This is a genomic window from Paenibacillus sp. FSL R5-0486 (assembly GCF_037975155.1).
Lineage (GTDB): Bacteria > Bacillota > Bacilli > Paenibacillales > Paenibacillaceae > Paenibacillus > Paenibacillus amylolyticus.
Genome location: NZ_CP150237.1, coordinates 3,273,513 through 3,295,745, shown reverse-complemented (window position 1 = coordinate 3,295,745; position 22,233 = coordinate 3,273,513). Strand labels below are relative to the sequence as shown.

Here is a 22,233-nt window from a genome sequence, read left to right as displayed (position 1 = left end):
TTCACTTTAAACCAAGACTTTGATGAAATGCTGCATGGAGCGAACCGAATTGATCACAAAAGTCGTGAGTAGAGCCCTCTCCAACATTACGTCCATGGTTCATGAATATCACCTGATCCGCAATATCGTCTGCGATCTCCAGCTGATGGGTCGAGAACACGACCATGTGGCCTTCCTGTTTGATGCCCTTGAGTAGCTGAGTTAATTCCTGCATCCAGAATGGGTCCAATCCATTCGTTGGCTCATCCATGATGAGCAGTGGAGGTTTCGACAGCACAGCCTGGGCGAATAACACACGTTGGCGCATGCCTTTGGAGAAGGTCGTAACCCGGTTTTTCTTTTGATCCTCCAAACCTACCATGGTCAGTACTTCCTGTACTCTCTCCTTGGGAACTTTCCTCAGAGAAGCCCAGAACAGAAGCATTTCCTCCGCACTCAGTCCTTGATTAAATTGATAATCGTCCGGCATATATCCAATCTGCTCTGAATAACGCTTGCGCTCCTTCAACCATCGCACATTGTTCACCGCAACCTCACCGGAGGTAGGCCGAAGAATTCCTGCGATCATACGCAGTACCGTGCTCTTTCCTGCACCATTCCCTCCACAGAGGGCAAGCACTTGGCCTGAAGTAATGCGAAAGGAGATATCCTCAACAATTGGTTGCTTTTTAATGGATTTGCACAATCCCATCACTTCGAGTCCCACTTTATCCATGAGAACGCCCCCTCTCCCAGATCGCGTATACCGCTAGGACAGAGAAGGCAATCCAGAATAGGCATATCCCGATGAAGATCCAACTGCCACTTGGTTGTTGCACCCACTCCACCCATCGATAATATTCTGGTCCAAGAATGGAGCCGCCTCCCAGTTTGATGACTACAAACAATCGCACCAGCTCGGCCGGATTGATGAGCGTTAGTATAATCAGCAGCGGTTTCACCCATAGATAAGGCATCAGTCCCAGCACAGAGAGCAATAAGGTCGGCCATCCAATGACTGCGAAAAACCATACGGTCACGGATATGGTTAACGCCTGCCACCGATTGCGCGACAACGAACCGATAAATAGCGCCAACGTCAGGAATAACAACACCAGTCCACAAGAAAATGCCAGAAAGAGAAGATATGTCACGGCATCCAGTGGATTCCCGATTACTCCGCTAATAACCCCCATCAGGCCGTATCCAAACGCAACAATGGTAATTAAAACAATCGACAGCCCAAGATACTTGCCCACAATAAAAGACATCGTGCCAATGGGATACGTGGACAGCAGTTGCCAGCTACCGTCTTCCTTTTCGGATGTTAGTGAGAAGGAACCGAGGAACAGCGTCATTAATGGTAAGAGGTAAAGAATGAGATTCAACATCGAACCTGTTGTGCCCGAATATCCTTCAACCAGATTCTGCGAATTCAGAAGTAACAAGCTTAAGCTAAATGTGCAAAAAAGGATCAGAAACGAATACGCCCAAGGATTGCGAAATCCCATTTTCACTTCTCGTCTTGCAATCTGTATCATATCTGACATCATTGATCACCATTTTCTATTGTCATACTTAGTGGCCTGACTCTTCTTTCATCTCACCTTCCTGATGCATCTCATTACCGTCTCCTTCTTCACCATGTCCGTGCTCATCATGCCCATGTTCACCCATCATGTCCATATTCTCTGTGTTCTGTTTCCAGTCATGGGAGGCAAGATCCTCAGCGGTCATAATGGTTCCAACACCTTGCTCTGCGATGAAAGCTTCAGCCGAGGGCTTGTCCTTAAAATTAAGAATTCCATAGGCCATAGGCGTACGCAATGAAGCGTCGTATACATACGTGGCTTTGCTGTATTCAATCCATTCCTTGTCATTATAGTCACGTACATAGTCCATGCCGATGTTATCTGTGCCATTTTCTGTTTTCCACTGGTTCATGCAGCCGATATCATCGAACTTGTAATTTTGGCCGTCTTTCGTAGTGAGCTGTGTTGCATATGCATCGTCCTTCACCTGCATTTTACAGATCGCACAGATATCCACGTCTTCATTGATCGGCAATGCCGCGTATTTTGTTCCGCAAGCGGTTAACAGCACCATGCCAAACATAAGTACCATGAGGAATGTCCATCTTCTGTTCAAGCTTTTGTTCATTTTCGTAATACCCCCATATAGATGATTATAAAAGTTGCCATACCCAACAGAATTAACCCGAACAACCACACCACATTGGAATCTGTAGCACTTTCTACTGACATGTGCAGATCAGATTCCGTATCCATGCTCATTCGTGGCGATTTGTCGGTAGTCCATTGTTCTCTGCCTTCTGTAAACAACTCACTCAGAAAGACCATACCCGGTGATTGGAAAAAGAGCTGATACGCTGAATTTCGACTGACCAGTTGCTCATAAAAAGGATTGATAGCATAGGATATTTCACTGATCCCATCCCGATTCAGATCGAGCCCCTGAAAGGAGTCCCAGTAGTTCTCCATCAGGACATTATTCGGGCTATCCAGCGCCGAAGCTTCAATGACATTAGACACCAATTGGTTACGTGTAAACTCATTAGCTTCTGCCAGAACAAGCTGTATGCCAACAAAATTCCGAAGCACCGCATTGTCATGGATCTCATTGCCCGATGACTCTGCAATATTCATGCCGACACGATTACCCTCCACCACATTGTTGTGAATTGAGGATTGATGCACGTCATACAACAAAATCCCTTGGGAGTGAACATTGGTACTCTGTTTGCGAAAAGAATTACCCGATATGACCGTATTCTTGACGCCCATAATCATGGCACCTGTCATGTTCTCTTCTCCGGTATTATCCATGACAGAAGAGCCGTCAATATACATGCAATGGATGCCATACCTCGTATGTAACAGCCTGTTATTTTGCACGATAGACTTGCGACTGTTCTCCAGATAGATTCCATCCCTCATGCCGGTGATCTCATTGGCTTCAATGAAGCTATCATGGGAGTTGTACAGATCAATGCCATTGCCCTTCTGGCCACTGGAAGCAGAATCAGACCCGGCCCACGTAATGTTGTTCCGCTGAATCGTTGCCTGACTCGAATTCCGGATGATCATCCCATACCCCTGGGTCTGAATATGCAGATCCGTGATTTCACTGTTTTTCCCTTCAACCTGAATCGCTGCAGTCTGTTCATTCGTATCATGTTCAATTGTAAAACCGCTCAATTTCACCCCATCCGAGCGAATCATTATCGTAGAGGTGGCTTCCGCATTAACAACTATGACCGTAGGATCACCCTGAATGGTGATGTTTTTGTCAATCGTCACGGGTCCAGAATAACGACCTGATGCAAGTTCAATGACTTCTCCAGGTGCAGAACGGTCAATCATAGGCTGAAGGGGAATGAGATCACGATGTCCGGAAGAGGCCATGACTGCACCGTGCGGAAGGGATAGTAGGAGCATCATCATTCCGATTAGAAAAATGAAACCCGTAACCCGACTCTTCTTACAACTGTTGAATACACTCAAGCCTGCCCAAGGATTACTCATAATTCAAACCGCGCAATTCCGGCTTCTTGTTACAGTTGCTTATTGCTGTGGCAATGTATTCAACGGGTCTTACGTTAATCCAAAATATACGTTGGTTGTACACACCATCCCTCCATTCCACTTAAAATCAACTCTCCATGTTCCTCATCCATTGAAGCAAAGTAATAAATGAAGCGTTATCACAATCCTGATCATAGTGTACTTAAAATGATATTTATTCCATATAGCTCAATTAGGCTATAGACGCTCCATTTTTGTGTCGATATTGTGATGTGAATCAAAAAAAGCCGCCATATAGGCGACTTCTAAGTAATATATTATTCAAATGGATAGGTCCAAAATGTTTCTCTGCCAAAACGTTTCTTGATTTCTTCATTATTCAGCTCACGATTTCCTACAAGCTCTGCTGCCTGGAATTGTGAACGATGGGCACGAATGGACGCCATTTTTCGATCCAAAAATTCGGATACGTCAACAAATACATCCGGTTTGCCAATGTACTGTTCCTGATTATTAGCGAACGCAACGCAATGAACAATCGGACGTTCATCCACAGGAAGTTTAGTGATTGTACGTATAACAGCGGCTCCCGTTGCATCATGATCGGGATGAACACTGTACCCCGGATAGAACGTTATGACCAGCGTAGGGTTCAACTCTTTAAGTAGCGACATGATGGTGTCTTCCAGTAACTGTGGATCTTCGAACTCCAGCATTTTATCGTGGAAACCCAGCATTCTCAAGTCCTGAATACCAATCGCTTCAGAAGCTTCGATGAGTTCCTGTTTACGGATGCCAGGCAACGTCACTCGGTTGGCAAATGGAGGAATCCCCATATTGCGCCCCATCTCGCCAAGTGTTAGACAAGCATAGGTTACATGGGCACCGCCATCTATGTATTTGGCTAACGTTCCCGATACAGAGAAAGCTTCATCATCTGGATGTGGATATACCACCAAGATGCGCTCATGCTCGTTGTGTGTAGTATTCATGGTTATTCAATCCTCCGCTTTCATCAGAACATCTCTCGGCTTAATTGTAACGCCACAACTAGTTTACCTTGGCTGTCGTGACCGGCGAGAATCAGTCTTTCTTGTTCCTGCTCATCAATATGTGTAAGTCCTTCGGCGTAAAGCCATCCCTGCGTTGTTTTCAGACCAACACGGTATGGACCTGTACCTGAAATGGACCCCTGCGTATATCGTATGGCCGCATTAGTAATGAATGCCGATGCTGGATGTTTTGTACTGTCCATGTGTTGTGCGTAAGCACCTGACGTAAGTTCTAGATGTACGTATAAGTCCTGATCAGCAAGATTATTGATCCGGAGCTGAATGTCTTGAGGTTTAATCGGTTGCATAGCGGCCTCCTTATCTAATGTAATTGTACGAACTTCATTTTAACATAACCACACAAGAGAATATACATGGAGTGACCCTGTCGACCTCACATAGAGCCCTCTCATGATGATTCCAGTTTGAAAACAAGAACAGATTTGCGTGGTTTTTTCTCTTTTTATTCATCGATCATATCTATATTATGAAGTGTAGGCAAAAACGCCCGTGATGAAGAACCTTAAATTTTAAATGAATCTTGCTCCAACATGTTTGGAAAGGAGTTTAACTCGACTTGAAATCTCTAATACAACTACTTCATTTTGGCTATCATCAGGCCATGAGTTGCATATTTCCCGTAGCGATCTTTGGAACACTGGCACTGTCCAGCGTAGTTCCTATTCCTTACCTTCATCGATATGATGCCATTCTGCTCGTATTGCTTGCTGTGCAGTACCTAATGTATCGAAGCGGCTTGGAAACCAAGGATGAAATCAAGGTCATCTGTGTATTTCACATTATTGGCCTGGTGCTAGAAATCTATAAAGTATGGATGGGATCATGGTCATACCCTGAGCAAGCATACAGCAAAATCCTGGGTGTCCCTCTTTATAGTGGATTCATGTATGCAAGTGTAGCCAGTTTTATGTGTCAGGTGTGGCGAAGACTGCGGATGGACATGACCGGATGGCCTGGTTTTGCACCTTCGATGCTGCTCGGAGCAGCCATCTATATTAACTTTTTCACTCATCATTTTATGCCCGATTTTCGCTGGTGGCTGACGGCGCTTGTATTTATTGTCTTCTGGAAAACCTGGATTATTTACCGGGTAAGAGCAACGACCTATCGAATGCCCTTATCGCTTGCTTTTATCATTGTTGGTTTCTTCATTTGGACTGCTGAGAACATCGCTACATTTTTCAATGCCTGGAAATACCCTGATCAGCATGATGCCTGGCAACTGGTTAGCTTTAGCAAAATTAGTTCGTGGTTCCTGCTGGTCATCATCAGTGTCATCATCGTTGCGCAGCTCAAATATGTGAAGGCCAATCGAACCGCAGATGATCCAAAGTCCAGGTAACTATTTATTCTCTAACCGTAAAACAGCAACAATCTTAGACTCGTACCTAAAGTCTTCGAATGCCGCTGTTTTTTACTGGAGTTCTATTTGAGATTATTCAATAAAAAATGAGCCAAAGCCATCTGCCTCTTCAATGTCTTTGTTGATTAAGAGGCTCTCCTTTTCATCATATGCTTTGATTGTATAAGGAGGAGTAGCTGATGAAGGCAGGAATGCATACCAGATTTGTTGGTTCTCACCTGCCTCAACCAGCTTCGCATCGAAAGTTTCGGGCTTTCCATTTTGCTTGATTTCAACAGTTACACGTTTGATAGTGGAGTCTATGATGTCACCAAATAACATCGGTAACGGGGCCGAGACTTTTTCTAATTTCGGTATGCTCATATAATTCAACGCAAACTTGGATTCAACTGATTCATTAATGGAATATCCTCCACCCCATACCCATTTCCATCCGAAAATGTTCTTGCGGGTATACTCCATCTGAAGATTACTGTTATTTTCCCGACCCTTTTTTTGTGTAAACAAAATCATGCCCCCGTCCACAGCCTCCTGATGAATGAATTGGGAGGTATAAGATTCACCTCTAAATTCTTGAACGGCCCCTTGAGGACTGTTCGCTATAGGAATATGTATAGGTTCATTCAATCCCCAAACTTTGGATATCCGTTGATCGGCTAGCCCGCCAGCTCGTTCATTCATATACATATATGCCAAGATTGACAGGGGCGATAGTAAAATTACCATTGCAGTGATTAGCAAAATTCTCCTGTTACGCTTGAACATCTCCATGTACACTCCTTATGATAACGATGAAGTATTAAATACAATCACTCTGATATTACCATAATTAGCATATTAGTTCTTGTTTAAATATAATTCGGACAATCAAAAAAGGCCGCCATTGGCGACCTTTCAAGTCATTCATCGAAGCTATTCTCCCAGAAAGATTACTTCGGTTTCCAATTCAACTTGGAACGTATCATATACTTTCTTCTGAATAAATTGGATCAGATCCATATAATCCTGGGCAGTAGCGTGATCCACATTTACGATGAAACCTGCATGCTTCATGGAGATTTCAGCGCCTCCGATGCGAGTGCCCTGCAAGTTACAATCCTGAATCAGTTTACCGGCAAAATGTCCTTCGGGTCGTTTAAATACACTTCCACAAGAGGGGAATTCAAGCGGCTGCTTGGATTCTCTTAGGAACGTTAATTCCTTCATTTTGCTTGCAATATCTTCCTTGTTTCCTTTTTCGAGCCCGAATTCGGCCTCCAGTATGATATAGTGATCCATCTTGAAGAGACTATTTCGATAACCAAACTTCATCTCTTCTCGCGGAATCTCCAACACTGCGCCGTCTTTGGTGATCACAGTCGCACGTTCCACAACATCGGCGATCTGACCGCCATAAGCACCCGCATTCATGTAAAGTGCGCCCCCCGTGCTACCAGGAATGCCACAAGCAAACTCCAAACCGGTCAAGCTATGCTCCAAAGCAAGTCTGGATACCTCAATGATATCAACGCCGCTTTGCGCAATCATGCTGTCCTCATTCACTTTAATTTGATCGAAGTGGCTAAGAGAAATCGTTACTCCCCGGATGCCCCCGTCTTTAATAATGACGTTTGAGCCTTTTCCAATGACCGTCAGAGGTAACTGATGTAAGTTGGCAATTTCCACGATTTTAGTGATTTCGTCTATCGTTGTTGGATGGATGAGAATATCTGCGTTGCCACCTATTTTAATAAACGTGTGATTTTTTAGTGGTTCATTGAATTTCACTTTTTCCAAAGGTATCTGATGCTCAAAAATATTCATGATTTTCTCTCCCTGAATTCATAAAGAAATGATTGCACCATCGCGAAAATGAGATGCTTCTTCTTTATTATATGCTAAATAGGAGATTTTGTTTGAAATTATGTTGTTTTCATTATAATTAATCACATTCTCTTTAGATTTTGAACTTTTCCGTGAGTTCCTGCATGGAAGCAAGCTGTTGCTCTGTTGCCGCAACTACATGATTATGAGAGTTCTATGTCTGTTTGAGTCAGCTTGGCTGATAGCTCCCATAAACGAAAAGCTTGCTCAGGGTCGATGGCATACTTTTTAACCCCATAGAAACCTCCATCCTCAGGAGCCATTTCACTGATGTCACAATCCTCGCAGTAGACACCGCCTTTTCCCTCAAGCTGAGGAGAGGTTGCTGCCCAGACCTGCGTCGCTGCCCCCTGCTCAGGTGTTTTGAACGCAGGGTTGGCCACTTGTCCAGATTCATCAATCCAGCCCAGAGCAATCATTTCCTCTTTTGGCATATGACGCTGTAGTGGTGTCATAATTCCGCCTGGATGAACTGAGAAAGCCCGTACGCCGTGCTCTGCACCTCGACGATCCAGCTCAACGCTGAATAAAATCGTTGCTGTTTTGGACTGTCCATAGGCAGGGAATTTCTCATATCCATGTTCAAAGTGGATGTCATCCCAACGAATCGGTGAGAAATGATGTCCCGCTGATGCCAAGGAAACAACACGTGCTCCCCCCTGACTTGCAAGTGCTGGCCATAACAGATTAGTCAGGGCAAAGTGGCCCAGATGATTTGTTGCAAATTGAGCTTCCCAGCCAGGACCAACCCGCGTCTCCGGGCAAGCCATGATGCCCGCATTAAGAATCAGCATATCAATGTTCCGATCACTCGCCAGAAACCGCTCCGCAAAAGCACGAACGCTGGATAAATCAGCGAGGTCCAATTCATCTATTTCAACACCTTCCAGACCCGAAAGTGCTTCCTTCGCAACCGCTGGACGACGTGCAGTCACCACTACACGGGCTCCCGCATTAACAAGCGCACGTGTCGTCTCCAACCCCAGGCCGGAATATCCACCCGTTACAATAGCAAGCTGTCCGGACAAGTCCAGATCCCTCAATACATCCTCCGCTGTACTATTATGGTTGAAGCCAGAGTCCATTTTATGTTGTAAAGTTCTAGTATTATTTTCCTGTGTCATTCTGTTCATCTCCTTAGTAATATTTCTACTTTTTCAAAGTCTACACCCTAGAGCGTACTCTAAGTCAAATGGAAGTGAATACATCACCTGCAACTTCTCCGTGCAAACTGCAAAAGTAAAAAAAGCCGCCAGTTGGCGACTTTCGTTGAAATGATTATAGTCATCCAAGTTACGAATCACCCTGAACGGTGGATAACGAAACAAGGACCGGACTGGCGAAATCAGAGGCCTCTTCTCCTTTTGGATTATGAAGACGGAATAAAAATGCTTCCTCTTCTTCTGATTTCCAGACCATATAATCGCTAATGCCTTCTTCACCAGAGGCCTGAAGATAAAGCTCGGCATGACCAAGCGGGTGTTCTACCAGTTCTCCACTATAATCAGATACCTTACCGTTTTTTTCTAATTCTTCTTTACCCGCTGTCTCCAGTTCTGCCAGATTATAATCCGAAGGCAGTGGTTCAATATCCACATAATAGTCAGCGTTACTAGTCAGTGACAGACGGCCTTGAGCAGCATCAAATGTGAATTTCTCGAATACGTACAAGGAAAATCCTTCTCCTTGTTGCAAGGTCGCCTCTAGTGATTGATTGCCATCTGCGGTCAACATTTCAAAACTTGAGGTCTGTGGACGCTCCGTTTCATTTGCTTCTTCTGTTCCATCTGTTTCAGATGGTTGTTCATTTTCTGTTGAAGGTGCTGGAGCAGGTTCACCTACTGGCATTGATGGTTGAGGGCTAGGCAAAGGTTCATTACTACCAGAGCAAGCTGCAAGCGTTAGAACTATAACGATTAACGAGATACTCATCATAATAGAACGTGGTTGAAACATCAGGTTCATTCCCCCTGTCTATATTCTGTGCTTACATGTTATTACCCATAGCAGAGACTCGGAATCCATAGGTCCAACCTATGAAGTTATCCATAATCAGTATTTCCCTAGGGTCAGGGAAGAACCCTTGATACAGACACCTCGGCATCGATCGAAAGACGCAAGGTGGATATCAATGCCACGCTGGAGGATCAATTGATGTCGTTGGAGGAAGCGGGGTTTCGTGTGGCAGATTGCATGTAAAAATACTTGGACTTTGCAGTGTTTTATGCGCAAAAATAAAAAAAGACCGGATTATAAGCAAGCTATGCCGTAATCCAGTCTTCTCACATATTTTTCATCTTAAATCACTTATTTCAGCGATGCTGGCAGCTTAACGCCGAGAAGTTTGCCTTCGGTTTGGATGATGATCATTCCGTTTGTCTTTAACGTCGTGTTATGCAGATCTCCACCGGTGGAGACGCGGAAGACCGACTGACCCGACATCATGTTGAGGACAAGCAGTGTGCCGTTACGTTGTGCTCGATACATCCCTTTGCCGTAAACATCAATCTGAGAAACGGGGGCATCACCATGCCACTGGACCTCTTGACTATTAGCCAGCTTGATGCCTGTAAGTTCTCCCGTGTTTCCGTTTTTGAAGATCAACCTTTCCTGTGTAATGCCAAGCCACACCATATTTTCTCCGTAAGGGCGCTGAAAAGTTCGAAGTGGCGCGGGACCCAGCTTGGTTGAGGTCAACGAATACTCCGCTATCTTATCCCCTTGTAGAATGTATAGTTTGTCTTTATTGGAAAATATCCCTCCATACCCATTCACATACGGTGGATCCCCCGGCATGGTCCACTTATACTCCTGACTTCCTTTTAACACACCGGTCTTCAAGTTGTACGCATTCACTTTCCATTTGCGTTCTGGTGAAGATTCGTCATGTTCCAACATCGAAGAATAGTAGTCCGCTGAGTATACAAGACCGTCTTTGATCTGAATAGCTTCCCCCTGACCAAAATGACCCCATAGCTTCTTGCCCGTTTTCTTGTCATATGCATTAAGCTGTAAGGATGTAAGTGCCCCTTGGACAAAAAAGGTTCTCAGCACCACACCATTAGATTCTCTCAGATACTCAGTACCATTACCTTCACCTAATGGTTCATCTGCTTCCCAGCGCAGTTTGCCTGACTGGATATCCAGTGCAAACGTTGTACTCCCCTTAATCACGTAGAGGGTATCCACCGTTGGAATCAGAGCTTCCGTACGGTTATACGTATCAATCCAGGTGGATGTGCCTGACTGCCATTTTGCTTTGCCTGTCTTCGCATTCAAGGCATATGGCTTGTGATCAATGGTCAGTCCGTAGAGAATCCCGCTTTGATAGGTAATATAAGGAGTCAGGTCTTTGTCGTAAGTCCACAACCGTTTACCTGTTGTCGCATCAAGTGCAATCAACTTCGATCCAGCAAACGTGAATACTTTGCCTTCTTCTGCGATGGCATTAACTCCAACATACGTCTCGTTCATATTCAGATAGTTATCTACTTTCGCTGTCCAAGAAGGTTTCAGTTCAGGTACAGTGATTCGTTGATACGAATACCAGTTACGGATGGATACATCCGATGCTTCAGCATGTGCCTGCGATGGCAACACGCCGATAACGCCGTGAACCATCAGCATTCCGGCAGTAATGCCTGCAATGATGGGTCTTCCTGCTCTTCTTTTCCATTCCTTATTCATTTGACGTTTATGTATATTGACCATGGTAAACGAATTCCTCCTGTTATTAAAATCCTGAGATATAACTACATAAACATAACGCGTGATAGGTCAAAATAGTTACCGGATTGTTAAATTATTCAAAGAAAATATCAAAAAAGCCGCCACCAGGCGACTTCTTGATAACTGTATTTTTTCGGAGATAAGTTGCGAACGTGACTCATTAATGAAGTTTCTGCTTTACTTTAGTTGAATCTGGAATACATCACCGGAGTCCCCACCAAAAACGATAAAACCACTTTTCGGGAGTTTCGTCGATTCCTGATTGGTTGCTACAGAGAAGTCAACCATTTCCCCTTTATCATTATACACTGCATAACCTCCGGTCTTCGGAGAATCCACCGTGATGGATTTGTTACCCGATCGGTCGTCGATCGCATACCACCGGGCTTGACCGTTTGCCGGAATAGTCGTAATTCCTTTTTTTCCACCAAAGATGGGAGTAATCGCATCCTCGGCAATGTATTCCTGCCCATCCTGGAGAAGAATCTCGGCGCCATTCTTTGTGTAAAATTGCAGATCAAACGCGTCTCTTCCGTTCATTACAGGAATCTCGGCGATATTCTCTGCGTTGTTTGCATCCATGATTTGCGTGCCATTAGCATAGCCATTTTTGGCGTCAACAGACAGGTTCTTGATCAGCATCGATGGAAGCAGATAAAAGATCGATGTTATTTTTTCATCCAATGCGTAATATTTCAAGCCGTCACGAGCTGTCCATTTCTCTTTCGTTGCTGCGTCAAGCGCATTATGATCCAGTTTTTGATAATCATACGTGTTCATTACCGTTTGACCTATGCCGGGTAACGTTATCATGCCTTGAACTTTAACATACACCTTGTCATTACGTTCCTTCACAAAACTAGCTTTCACACTGCCATCCGCACTTGTAAAATGTTCGTCGCCTGTGTACACATATTTCTGCTCTGGAATAATTCCACCCAACAAGGCTGGCAGTTGCATCTCACCATCCTTAATCGTTATATCCAATGTCTCTCCTACCGTACCATAGAGACCGGAGTACGCGCTTAATTCTGTTGGCATCTTCACTTTGTCGGGTGACGAGAAGGTCTGATCGGGTTTAACCTTGTCGATGATGCCTTGATCCGCCAGAACTTCCAGCAGCACTTTGCTGGCAAACATCTGATTGTAGATGGAAGATCCGCCAGATGATAGAACCGCCATTGAAATATCATGTTCGGGTATAGTGATTAACACGGCGTGGTACAACATGGTATCCCCGCCTTTGGCAAGCGCGGTAACCCCATAATCGCTGAAAGGTGCAAGATCAACCGAATCCCATCCCAAGCCATAATTGATCGTATTTTGCTCATCAGATACCCATATGCCCTTACGATATTCATGAGATTGCATGGCCTTCACAGCAGATTCGGACAGAATATCCGGTCTGTTCCCCATTAAAACCTCTCCGAATTGACTCAATTCTTCTGCGGTAGAGTACACTCCGCCTGTGCCGATAATGTTTGCATTTTCGGTAGGCATCTTCATCTCAAGTGTAGGCCAATAGGTTTCGGATAATTGCGCTCTGTCAAAGGAATCTAGTGGTGTCTTCGTTGATTCCAACTTCAACGGCTGGCTGATAAACTTGGCGATATATTCGCTGTAGCTTAATCCACTCACCCGTTCAACCAGGATTTCAAGCAATTGAAAACCGTCATTGGCGTAGACGGAGTATGCGCCAGGTTTGGATTTCAGTTTTTCGGACTGAAGTTTGAGCAATAACTCATCATGATTGCGGGTGTCATTATCTTCAAACAACATGCTGTTTCCATAATGTGTACCGTAAAGACCGGATGAATGATTCATCAACATGCGCGGTGTGATTTGAGTATAGCGCGCATCTGCCATTTTAAAGTCCTTGATATACGAAGTAAGCGGCTCATCCAGATCTACTTTACCGGAATCGACCAGCTTCATGGCGGCTGCCGTAACAACCATTTTGCTAACCGAGCCTATGCCATACATGCTATCCTTGTCTATTGGCTTCTGTGATGCCTTATCGTGCAGTCCGACACTATCTGATAAAATATATTCCCCTTCATCCATGATCGCATATTGCACACTGGTGACACCGTAGTTTTGCACCATCTCCTTGGCGATCTGCTCCGCCCGTGCCTCAATCGTACCGCTGTTATTCGCCTCTGCTCTGACATCTGCCAGCGGTGTAATTACAAGCACCGCTGTACATAAAAGACTAATTAGTTTCTTCATCATATGTCCTCCCTCAAATGTTCTTATGAATGAATTCATCATATCCGGGAAGAGACTGATCAAACGCAAACGGACCCTGAATGGAAAAAAACAACCCCTGAACGGCAGGTTCAGGGATTGTCGGTGTGGAACGGAAGCACGACCATGTTGTTAAATTTCCGATGCTGATGCTCAATACTCATATGTCCACCATATTTCTCGCACATTCGCGATATATTGGTTAGACCGATCCCATGGTACTCCGGATTGGGCTTGTCACTTTTCAAGTCAACGATCGGTTGCTCCACATGATTCATAATCTGGATGACCAGTGTAGATGATGTGGAGTGAATGGCAATCAGGATATATCGATCCTCAGCCTGTCTAACCTTCTTGGAGGCCTCAATTGCGTTATCGAGCATGTTACCCAGCACCACACACAGATCGTACCGATCGATCTGAATATGTTGTGAGTGGAGCTGGATTTTGGTGTCGATTTTGATCCCGTTTGCCTGCCCCATAGCCAAGGTATTTGTAACGAGTGCATCAATGACCAGATTGCCGGAGTTCACCCGCTGGTACGCACCTTCAATGGTATTTAATGTAGACTTAATATGGTCACCTGCCGCTGCCAGTTCGTTACGCTGGATACATTCATCAATATACAGAAATTGCTGATTGATATCATGGATGATGGATTTAATGTTTTTGAAACTGTGAACGGTCTTCTCATAGTTGGCATCCTGGTAGTCCATCTGACGCTGTAACTGGGTATTTTCATGCGCAAGCTGTACCTTTTCCACCATGTTGTCGAATACATATACAATGAACACGTTGAGAAATAGCGAGCCTAGTACGGAAAAGACGTAGAATATGTTTTTTTCACTATATATGGAGGCCACATTGATCTGATAGATCGTAATAATGGGTACGATGAGAAACAGCACATAATAACGATAATGCACGGCAAAACTTCTGCGTTTAGCCACTAGACGTACAATTTGAATAACAATAAACATGATACTGCAACCAACCAGCATCACTTTGGAGAGAATCCAGTGGTTTTCTCCGTTGAACTGTTCCCATGAGATGAATTCTGTGGATTCCAAAACTCCGAGAATATATACAGCTATCGTATTTGCCATTGTAATCAGAACCGCATACAGGATAGTAAAAACAAGCTTGATTTTGAACTCCACTTCATAGGACTGTGCCAGACTGAAGATTAACAGTAGAGCAACAGCAGTAGAAACGATATCAGAGAAGGAAGAGACCAAATAAAAATAACCCAACATGACAAATACCATGAAATAGATCGCTCTGCGCGGCTTTCGTCGGGACTTGCCCAACACAGAATCAAAATAAAAATTCGCCTGAAATGCCATAAGTAAGGTCACAAAGATGATGGAAAAGATCATATAGGTACCCATATCATTGAATCCTCATGATCATATATTTGGTGTAGGCATCTTTGACTTCTTTGACTTTGGATCGGCCTATGGGCAGTTCCATTCCATTCAACATGACGACTTGGGTACCGGAAAACTTCTGAACATGCATCAGGTTGATGATAATCGAGCGATGAATCTGCAAGAAACCATGGTCTTTCAAACCGGTAGCATAACTGGATAAAATGCCTTTGGTCTCATGTACATTTTCCTGTGTAACAAAATTCAACTTGTTCTTGATCGTTAAACTTTTGACGACCTCAATCCAGAGAATATCATCATATTTCAGCAGCAGTTCATCATAGTCTGATTTGATTAGTACATACTTTTTGTCCAATGCCTGAAAATATTGACACAGCTTAATCATCTTTTCCTCGAAAACTTGCGGCTGGATTGGCTTGATCAGATATTGAAAGGTGATGACATCAAAGCTCTCCACCATATATTCCGGGTAACTGGTCAGAAACATAATCTGTACATCCAGAAACTTCATGTTCCTGATCTCTTTAGCGGTCTGAATCCCGTTCATTCCGCCCATCTCCACATCCAAGATGAGAATATTGAATGTATCCCCAACCTCTCTGTAGTGTGAGAGCAGTTGTTCACCAGATGTGAATAGGCTAATTTGAAAATCAAAATTGGTTTTTAGAGATAAGGAGACCAGCATGGATTTCACACGTTCTCGTTGCTGCTCCTCATCATCACAGATTGCAATATTGAACATGGGGGAACATCCGCCTTTCATCGACATCGACTCTGAATTTCACTCTCGAATATACTATTTTAACATAGGTTTCGGAGTCGAATTGGGATGAAATGCATTATTCCGACCCTAAAACGCAGATCAACAAAAAAAGTCGCCACATTGGCGACTCTTGAGCTTGTAACCTTCTCCAGCCATTCCTATGAAAAGTCCGGTCTGTTATTTTGTTTTTTTGGGCACAGCATGACGGTAATATCGTATTACCTTGCGATACATCGTCTTGTCCTTTAATTGATTGAATATATATGGGTCAGGTTTGACATTTACTTCAATAATCCAGGGTTTCAGACTGTGGTCAAGGCCGATATCTACACCGATTTGCTTAAGATGCGGGTACTTTTTTTTCATATGACGAGCTATGCGCAGGCTAAGCTCATTCATCTCTTGAACCAGTTCATTCCTGCGTTTTGTGGATGCATGTGATTTTAGCAGCTTGTGAATATCCATCGGTGTACCACCACTATGATAATTGGTTACGATTTTCTTTGGATGACCCAGTCGCCCGATGATTCCGGTAGCTTCCCAATGTTTGGTTGGGCTTAGCTGTATCATGACTCGAATGTCAAAACGTCTGTTATTGTGCTTAAGCAGATGGATTCCTCTCTGAATCAGATAACTTCTTTTATTCACCAGACGAGTCAGACTGTTATAAAACGATTCAAAACTGTCAAACGTCAGACGTTTTTGCTCGATCTGATAGACAAAATGTTGCTGACTTTCCCTCTCTGCCTTAATAACACCCATCCCGAAAGTACCTCTCTCGGGTTTGACATAGACCATTCCATATTTGTTGATCATGGATTTCAGATTCGTCTTGTTATATTTCTGTGTGTCGGGGATGAACGGTTTAATTAATTCATTATTAATGATCAATTTTGTTTTTAACCACTTGCTTCTTAACGGCTGCAACTTATCAACTCCCATGTCGTAAACTCTCCCTTCAGCAACCGCATCAAAGCCTGCTGTTTGATCAAGATCCTGCAAGCATTATATGTAATACCGATAAAGGAACCCTCAACAAAAGCCCCTATTCGTAAAAATGTATATTTGCACATGCCCTGACCAAAACACTTTTGCACACATACCATATAATGAGTCATCACGATTTGTGCAAGGAGTTGAGAAGATGTCTGTCCAGCCTGGAATCCGGTTGAACAATGCGCCTAAGATTGATGTTCTTATACCAGCGATCGAGAAAGATTTGGCTACCCTACCCCTCGTCATCGATAACATTCGCCGTTATGTAAAACATCCCATTGGAAGCATATATATTGTTTCTCCGGTCAGCACCAAGATCAGAAAACTCTGTTCCCTTAAAAACTGCATTTTTGTTAATGAGCGATCCGTCCTGCCTATAACCAAAAACGACATACACTACCAGTCCTCCCGATGGAATCGGTCAGGCTGGTTATATCAGCAGCTGCTCAAAATGAACGGAGATTCCATTGTGAAGGCAAAGTACTTTCTAGTCATGGATGCAGATACCGTACTGATTAAACCTCATTCATTTCTTGTAGAAGGCAAAACAGTCTTTTACTGCCGTGACTGGAGCCAGCCGGAATATTTCAATACCTACCGCAAGTTGTTAGGCATGAAAGCTCCGCGTCCCCGCTCTTTTGTCACCCATTATATGCTGTTCGACAAATCGAAACTCGCTGCCTTAAAACAGAAAATTGAAGCGGTTCATAAGCTGCCATGGTACAAAGCGATCATATCTAATATCAATAAGAAGAAACAGTTTGGTTTCTCCGAGTATGAAACGTATGCCAATTTTATGTATACGAAAAACCCAGGCAGCATGGTCCTTAGAAGTTCCAAGAATAAAAGTCTGAATGTGAACGCTTCTTCGTTAAAAGAGCAACAAATCCGCAATCTGGCTCTTAAATATCGTTCTCTTTCCTTTCATAAACGGAAAATCTATAGTAAAGCTCCCTGAGCTTAAGGAGGAAGCCCATGCATATCGTACTGCTGTGCGGCGGCTCTGGCAAAAGGCTCTGGCCGTTATCCAATGAGCTTCGCTCCAAGCTGTTCATAGATATACTTCCATCACCCGCTGGAGGTAGGGAATCCATGATCAGCAGAGTATGCCGCCAGCTTGACAGTTCATCCCTAACGGATTCAACGCTCATTATTTCACATCAGGATCAGGCTAATATTACGGCACGACATACTCAAGGCAAAATACCAGTCATTGGGGAACCTTATAAACGAGGCACTTTTACTGCGGCGGCCTTAGCGACGTTATATCTGCAATCCTTCCGAATGGCCAAAGATGACGATGTGATCTGTATCGCGCCAGCTGATGTGTTCGCAGGTGAAGATTTTTTCAGCAACTTCCAATTACTGCCGGACATATTGAAACATTCTCAAGCCGAAATCGCTTTAATTGGGACAAGGCCTACACATGCTTCAGAACAGTATGGATACATCCTGCCGGGTGGCGAAGAACGTAATGCTTATGCGCCCATAACACAATTTATAGAAAAACCCGAAGCCTCCATTGCTGAAACGCTGCTACAACGTGGGGCACTATGGAACTGCGGTGTGTACGCGTTCACTGTCGCGTTTATGATATCCCATATTAAAAAAATGGGGCTTCCGGTTCATTATGATCAATTGTCGTCCCTGTATGAAGCGTTGCCTGAACGGAGTTTTGACAAGCATGTTGCAGAAAAGGCGCAGCGGGCCGTAGTCCTGCCTTATAAGGGAGTATGGCAGGATATCGGAAGCTGGGATACGCTGTGCGCACAGTTAGATACCCATGTAATCGGACACGGTGGAATCTCGGGTTCTTCCTCCGATTCCTATATTATTAACGAGCTTCCCTACCCCATCCAAGTCATTGGTGTGCCAGGTATTATCGCTGCCGCAAGTCCGGATGGCATTCTCATTGCCAACAAAAATAATTCAAATGAAATTAAAGCTCAATTGGGTAACTTGCCATTAAAACCGATGTACGGTGAAGCAACCTGGGGCAGTTATCGTGTCATTGAGAGTTCGTTAGACGATGAGAATACAACTGTAACCACATTAAACATAACGGTTCTACCGGGCAAACATATCGGGTTGAACTGGCATAGAACTGGGTGTAGAGCATGGACCGTGCTTGCAGGCAGTGGGCAAGTGCTTGTCAACGGAAAGGTCATGCAAGTGAGTATGGGCAATCAGTTCGTGATTACCAAGGAAAGTCTCTTTTCTATTCTGTCTGAAACCAGGATGGTGATCCTTGAGGTCCGGATCGGAGTAACAGAGGATAAAGACAACATACTTTTTGAAGAAGAAGATTGGAATGTAATCCTAAAAAGTGCAGGTTCATCTAACGTTTAATGGGAGAATGAACCGATTCAATCTGCATGTCTTATAGCCCCTTCCATTCGCGGAAGGGGCTCATTGGCATAATTAAGGGAAACCTGACACTTCTTCTCCCTACATCTTAGTTAAACAACTTGCGAAGTTCCTCTACTTCCAGACGTGCAACTGGCTGGTAAGCGGAACTTTGTACATAACGCTGGAAGCTGTATAACAACTGTCTGCCCTCCAATGTAGTCATCAGACGCTCCAGATTCAGCGCTCCCATCAGCACTCTCCCCTTCCGGACCCGACACTCCATCAACAGGCCGAGCTTGTGGTTTCGCTCAAAATTATCAATGGTCTGCACGATCGGATTCAAGTCTTTATCCAACTCATCCAAGATGATCGATGACGACTCGGACACGATGCTCCACCACGGATAAGTTGAGTGCTCCTCTGTGACAAAATGTTCGAAGGCCGGATGATCCTGTTGAATTAACAAGCCCATTGTGCCCACAGGAACTTCTCTTTTCATATTCTCCGAGATGGATCGGAACATAGGGTAAGACCAGAAATCGGTGCTATAGAAACCTTGGATCGCGTGTTGAAGCTGATTGGGATTCGGGAAAAGTAAAATATCCTCGCCCTGCTCAAGCAGCGCCAACGCCTGTTCCGAGAGTTCGGTAAATAGATTCAAACCGCTCAGGTCCACTTCCTCCTGACTCGGGTAGATCCACAGGTCGTAAGACTTACGGATATCCGTGCCCGGAATGGACAGTCTAAGCTCCACTTTGGTCATATTGGAGACTTCAGGAATGCGAATGCTGAGATCCGCGACATTCACATAATGTTCTCCATGGGTCGCAGGCAGGTCTGCTTTCCCTTCCAATAGGACGCTTCCTTCGATCTGCTCGCTTTGAATTTCCCACTTCAGATGACGTCCGTCCAATGCCTGTCTGCGGAAGTAACTTAGTTCAATGCGTGCTTCGAACAATTCACCCGCTTGATAATTATATTTGGAGAATCTCGCCAACAACACAGCGTCGGAACAAAACGTTCTCCACTCCTCCGGTGTAATCATGCCTTTGGAATCCATGAATGCGTCCAGTACACCCACCAGCGCTGTTCCCTGACCACTGAAATCCTGGAGATCCAGCAGCTGGAACCCGGCTAGTTGCTGCGAACGAAAAGCAGCTTCCAGTTCTTCCTTGTAACATGCGACCGCGAGTTTACCAGAAGCTCTGAAGTATGCTTCCGCCAGATGTCCCAGTCCTTTGGCATTCAGACGCTCTCGAAACACTTCGAAATTCTTGGCTTTGAGAGAACCCGTATACTTGTTGATCTCTTCGAAATTAGGAAACGTGGCGTACTGTCCAATTTCATGCGAGATGATTGGTACGTGTGAGACAAGTTGGTCACTTCCAGCTTCGGCCTGCACTGTTTTGGAACCTGTCCCATACTGAATCTGAATCTCTTTGTCCCCAGTCTGACCAGAAAGGTCAGCATCGCTGCCTTGCTCAGGTACAATGTTTGAATCGTAATCTTTCAATGTATTTGGCAGGTCGGTCTGCACGTGACCGAGCGGAGCATCACACATCGCATATGAACCTCTGAACAGGCGCTCTTTGGAGAAACGAACCCCGCAGAAGAATTCACTTTCCTCCAGAATGTCCGGCACAAACTGAAAGTTATTCGAACCTTCGGTGTATAGATGACGATGATCATATGCTTTGTATGCCTTCAGGATCGAATTCAATCTGTCCTTGCTTCCCCATAGTTCATTCCCCATGGACATCATGACAAACGAAGGATGATTACCAAAAGCACGCAGCATCGCAAATCCTTCGCTAATCAAGTAATCCTGCTCGGCTTGATTATGCCCATCCGAAGATTCATCCGTAATGGTTCCCCAGAACGGAAGCTCAGGCTCCATGTAGATGCCGAGCAGATCCGCTGCAATAAAAGCAGCCTCCGGAGGACAACAGGTATGGAAACGGTAGTGATTGATACCGTAGGACTTGGAGATAGCGAGAATACGAACCCATTCATCCACATCTGTTGGCGCGTATCCGGTGAGCGGAAAGATCAGCCCGTCATGTTTGCCTCGAAGAAACGTTTTGCGACCATTAATGGTGAATTTGTCTCCGGCAGCCCGGAATTCCCGTAATCCCGTCCATACTTCGGTGGAATCCAGCACTTCGCCGTCCTGATCTTGCAGATGAATATGAAGTTGGTACAGGTTAGGTTCATCATCACTCCATAACATCGCATCTTCACCAATCTTGTACGTCAGCTGGATTTCCTGCGAATCCGGGGCGAAAATCTGTTCCTCGGTCGTATACACCGGATCTGCACTGACTGCAACAGCTGAAACCACGATTCGTACTTCTTGCAGGTCACCAACAAGTGCTGCCTTGATATCGAAAGAACGAGTCGCAAGATCGGGATAGACCTGAACATTATCCAGGAAAACACGCTCGAAAAATTGAAGTTCCAATTTCCCGGTGATGCCGTTCCAATTCGTCTGCGTGTCTTCGGATGTAAGGTGACCACCTTTGGTTGGATAATTGGTATTGTCCACACGAATGGTAATGGTATGAGTCCCAGCGGTTAGCCCTGCCTCAATCTCGTAACGGTGAGGTGTGTTCAGACTGTTTTGTGTTCCGCATTCCACCCCATCGATCCAAACTGTGGTTACTCGTGTTCGTTCCAGATGCAAGAAGCAACATTTTCCAGCCAAGTGTTCGGGAATTTCAATCTCTCTTGAAAACCAGGCATAACCCTCAAATAAGTACTCATCCGTCAGCGCACCGATTAACACATTCTCGTTTTTCTTGCCCTTGGCCGCATGAGATGTAGTATTTGGCAATGTAATAACGTCTGAGAAATTCAGACCACGTTCTACCTTATGTTCATCAAGTTGGAGTTTCCATATGCCTTCCAGATTTATTGCTTCTATCATGATAGTGTC

19 protein-coding genes are annotated in these 22,233 nt (G+C 44.6%); 3 read left to right on the top strand and 16 right to left on the bottom strand.

Annotated features, from left to right (window positions below; genetic code table 11):
* Position 1: 1 nt before the first annotated feature.
* The 6 genes from MKY01_RS14775 to MKY01_RS14750 form a co-directional block, all read right to left on the bottom strand.
* Positions 2-715, bottom strand: a complete 714-nt coding sequence (locus MKY01_RS14775; protein ID WP_036670852.1) for an ABC transporter ATP-binding protein — start codon at positions 713-715, stop codon at positions 2-4.
* Positions 708-1,529, bottom strand: coding sequence for an ABC transporter permease (locus tag MKY01_RS14770; protein ID WP_036608083.1), 822 nt, complete (start codon positions 1,527-1,529; stop codon positions 708-710). Before MKY01_RS14770 ends, MKY01_RS14775 begins: the two co-directional genes overlap by 8 nt.
* A gap of 28 nt (positions 1,530-1,557) precedes the next feature.
* Positions 1,558-2,139, bottom strand: a complete 582-nt coding sequence (locus MKY01_RS14765) for a nitrous oxide reductase accessory protein NosL (protein ID WP_051447067.1) — start codon at positions 2,137-2,139, stop codon at positions 1,558-1,560.
* Positions 2,136-3,524 (bottom strand): NosD domain-containing protein, encoded by a 1,389-nt coding sequence (locus tag MKY01_RS14760; protein ID WP_339286815.1) that lies wholly within the window; start codon positions 3,522-3,524, stop codon positions 2,136-2,138. Before MKY01_RS14760 ends, MKY01_RS14765 begins: the two co-directional genes overlap by 4 nt.
* Positions 3,525-3,841: 317 nt before the next feature.
* Positions 3,842-4,516: a bacillithiol biosynthesis deacetylase BshB2 gene (gene bshB2, locus MKY01_RS14755; RefSeq protein ID WP_036670850.1), complete on the bottom strand. Its 675-nt coding sequence runs from the start codon at positions 4,514-4,516 to the stop codon at positions 3,842-3,844.
* A gap of 23 nt (positions 4,517-4,539) precedes the next feature.
* On the bottom strand, positions 4,540-4,884 hold the full coding sequence (locus MKY01_RS14750) for a YojF family protein (protein WP_017688572.1): 345 nt from the start codon (positions 4,882-4,884) through the stop codon (positions 4,540-4,542).
* A gap of 269 nt (positions 4,885-5,153) precedes the next feature.
* On the opposite strand from MKY01_RS14750, the gene MKY01_RS14745 reads away from it, so the two are divergent.
* Positions 5,154-5,939, top strand: a complete 786-nt coding sequence (locus MKY01_RS14745) for a DUF817 domain-containing protein (protein ID WP_253508295.1) — start codon at positions 5,154-5,156, stop codon at positions 5,937-5,939.
* A 93-nt stretch (positions 5,940-6,032) separates the two neighbouring features.
* Here MKY01_RS14745 and MKY01_RS14740 read toward each other — a convergent pair whose 3' ends face one another.
* From MKY01_RS14740 to MKY01_RS14700, 9 genes are all read right to left on the bottom strand, one after another.
* Positions 6,033-6,725 (bottom strand): hypothetical protein, encoded by a 693-nt coding sequence (locus tag MKY01_RS14740; protein ID WP_339286813.1) that lies wholly within the window; start codon positions 6,723-6,725, stop codon positions 6,033-6,035.
* A 147-nt stretch (positions 6,726-6,872) separates the two neighbouring features.
* Positions 6,873-7,763 carry a UDP-N-acetylmuramate dehydrogenase gene (gene murB, locus MKY01_RS14735; protein ID WP_339286811.1) on the bottom strand — a complete coding sequence of 297 codons (891 nt, stop codon included), beginning with the start codon at positions 7,761-7,763 and terminating at the stop codon, positions 6,873-6,875.
* Between the two features lie 203 nt (positions 7,764-7,966).
* The gene (locus tag MKY01_RS14730) at positions 7,967-8,947 is read right to left on the bottom strand and encodes an SDR family NAD(P)-dependent oxidoreductase (RefSeq protein WP_282321489.1); all 981 of its coding nucleotides are present in this window, start codon (positions 8,945-8,947) and stop codon (positions 7,967-7,969) included.
* A gap of 169 nt (positions 8,948-9,116) precedes the next feature.
* A complete protein-coding gene (locus MKY01_RS14725) occupies positions 9,117-9,779 on the bottom strand; it encodes a hypothetical protein (RefSeq protein WP_339286810.1) in 663 nt (220 codons plus the stop codon).
* A 351-nt stretch (positions 9,780-10,130) separates the two neighbouring features.
* Positions 10,131-11,534 carry a PQQ-binding-like beta-propeller repeat protein gene (locus MKY01_RS14720; protein ID WP_339286808.1) on the bottom strand — a complete coding sequence of 468 codons (1,404 nt, stop codon included), beginning with the start codon at positions 11,532-11,534 and terminating at the stop codon, positions 10,131-10,133.
* A 195-nt stretch (positions 11,535-11,729) separates the two neighbouring features.
* The gene (locus MKY01_RS14715) at positions 11,730-13,781 is read right to left on the bottom strand and encodes a serine hydrolase domain-containing protein (protein ID WP_339287174.1); all 2,052 of its coding nucleotides are present in this window, start codon (positions 13,779-13,781) and stop codon (positions 11,730-11,732) included.
* A gap of 110 nt (positions 13,782-13,891) precedes the next feature.
* Positions 13,892-15,190, bottom strand: a complete 1,299-nt coding sequence (locus MKY01_RS14710) for a GHKL domain-containing protein (RefSeq protein ID WP_339286806.1) — start codon at positions 15,188-15,190, stop codon at positions 13,892-13,894.
* Position 15,191: 1 nt separating this feature from the next.
* Complete coding sequence (locus tag MKY01_RS14705) at positions 15,192-15,932, bottom strand: LytTR family DNA-binding domain-containing protein (protein WP_339286805.1); 741 nt, start codon at positions 15,930-15,932, stop codon at positions 15,192-15,194.
* Between the two features lie 198 nt (positions 15,933-16,130).
* Positions 16,131-16,895, bottom strand: a complete 765-nt coding sequence (locus tag MKY01_RS14700; protein ID WP_339286804.1) for a YheC/YheD family protein — start codon at positions 16,893-16,895, stop codon at positions 16,131-16,133.
* A gap of 202 nt (positions 16,896-17,097) precedes the next feature.
* Here MKY01_RS14700 and MKY01_RS14695 point away from each other — a divergent pair, with 202 nt between their 5' ends.
* Positions 17,098-17,907 carry a DUF6492 family protein gene (locus MKY01_RS14695; RefSeq protein WP_047842887.1) on the top strand — a complete coding sequence of 270 codons (810 nt, stop codon included), beginning with the start codon at positions 17,098-17,100 and terminating at the stop codon, positions 17,905-17,907.
* Positions 17,908-17,924: 17 nt separating this feature from the next.
* Entirely contained in the window at positions 17,925-19,298 is a 1,374-nt protein-coding gene (locus tag MKY01_RS14690; protein ID WP_339286802.1) for a sugar phosphate nucleotidyltransferase, read from the top strand.
* Positions 19,299-19,404: 106 nt separating this feature from the next.
* Here MKY01_RS14690 and MKY01_RS14685 read toward each other — a convergent pair whose 3' ends face one another.
* Positions 19,405-22,224: a glycoside hydrolase family 2 TIM barrel-domain containing protein gene (locus tag MKY01_RS14685; protein WP_339286800.1), complete on the bottom strand. Its 2,820-nt coding sequence runs from the start codon at positions 22,222-22,224 to the stop codon at positions 19,405-19,407.
* Positions 22,225-22,233: the final 9 nt, after the last annotated feature.

Coding starts and splice junctions, on each gene's coding strand:
- MKY01_RS14775 (WP_036670852.1), bottom strand. CDS start 715: ATGGATAAAGTGGGACTCGAAGTGATGGGATTGTGCAAATCCATTAAA.
- MKY01_RS14730 (WP_282321489.1), bottom strand. CDS start 8,947: ATGACACAGGAAAATAATACTAGAACTTTACAACATAAAATGGACTCT.
- MKY01_RS14715 (WP_339287174.1), bottom strand. CDS start 13,781: ATGAAGAAACTAATTAGTCTTTTATGTACAGCGGTGCTTGTAATTACA.
- MKY01_RS14770 (WP_036608083.1), bottom strand. CDS start 1,529: ATGTCAGATATGATACAGATTGCAAGACGAGAAGTGAAAATGGGATTT.
- MKY01_RS14740 (WP_339286813.1), bottom strand. CDS start 6,725: ATGTTCAAGCGTAACAGGAGAATTTTGCTAATCACTGCAATGGTAATT.
- MKY01_RS14685 (WP_339286800.1), bottom strand. CDS start 22,224: ATGATAGAAGCAATAAATCTGGAAGGCATATGGAAACTCCAACTTGAT.
- MKY01_RS14690 (WP_339286802.1), top strand. CDS start 17,925: ATGCATATCGTACTGCTGTGCGGCGGCTCTGGCAAAAGGCTCTGGCCG.
- MKY01_RS14710 (WP_339286806.1), bottom strand. CDS start 15,190: ATGGGTACCTATATGATCTTTTCCATCATCTTTGTGACCTTACTTATG.
- MKY01_RS14760 (WP_339286815.1), bottom strand. CDS start 3,524: ATGAGTAATCCTTGGGCAGGCTTGAGTGTATTCAACAGTTGTAAGAAG.
- MKY01_RS14700 (WP_339286804.1), bottom strand. CDS start 16,895: ATGGGAGTTGATAAGTTGCAGCCGTTAAGAAGCAAGTGGTTAAAAACA.
- murB (WP_339286811.1), bottom strand. CDS start 7,763: ATGAATATTTTTGAGCATCAGATACCTTTGGAAAAAGTGAAATTCAAT.
- MKY01_RS14705 (WP_339286805.1), bottom strand. CDS start 15,932: ATGTTCAATATTGCAATCTGTGATGATGAGGAGCAGCAACGAGAACGT.
- MKY01_RS14750 (WP_017688572.1), bottom strand. CDS start 4,884: ATGCAACCGATTAAACCTCAAGACATTCAGCTCCGGATCAATAATCTT.
- bshB2 (WP_036670850.1), bottom strand. CDS start 4,516: ATGAATACTACACACAACGAGCATGAGCGCATCTTGGTGGTATATCCA.
- MKY01_RS14695 (WP_047842887.1), top strand. CDS start 17,098: ATGTCTGTCCAGCCTGGAATCCGGTTGAACAATGCGCCTAAGATTGAT.
- MKY01_RS14765 (WP_051447067.1), bottom strand. CDS start 2,139: ATGAACAAAAGCTTGAACAGAAGATGGACATTCCTCATGGTACTTATG.
- MKY01_RS14720 (WP_339286808.1), bottom strand. CDS start 11,534: ATGGTCAATATACATAAACGTCAAATGAATAAGGAATGGAAAAGAAGA.
- MKY01_RS14725 (WP_339286810.1), bottom strand. CDS start 9,779: ATGTTTCAACCACGTTCTATTATGATGAGTATCTCGTTAATCGTTATA.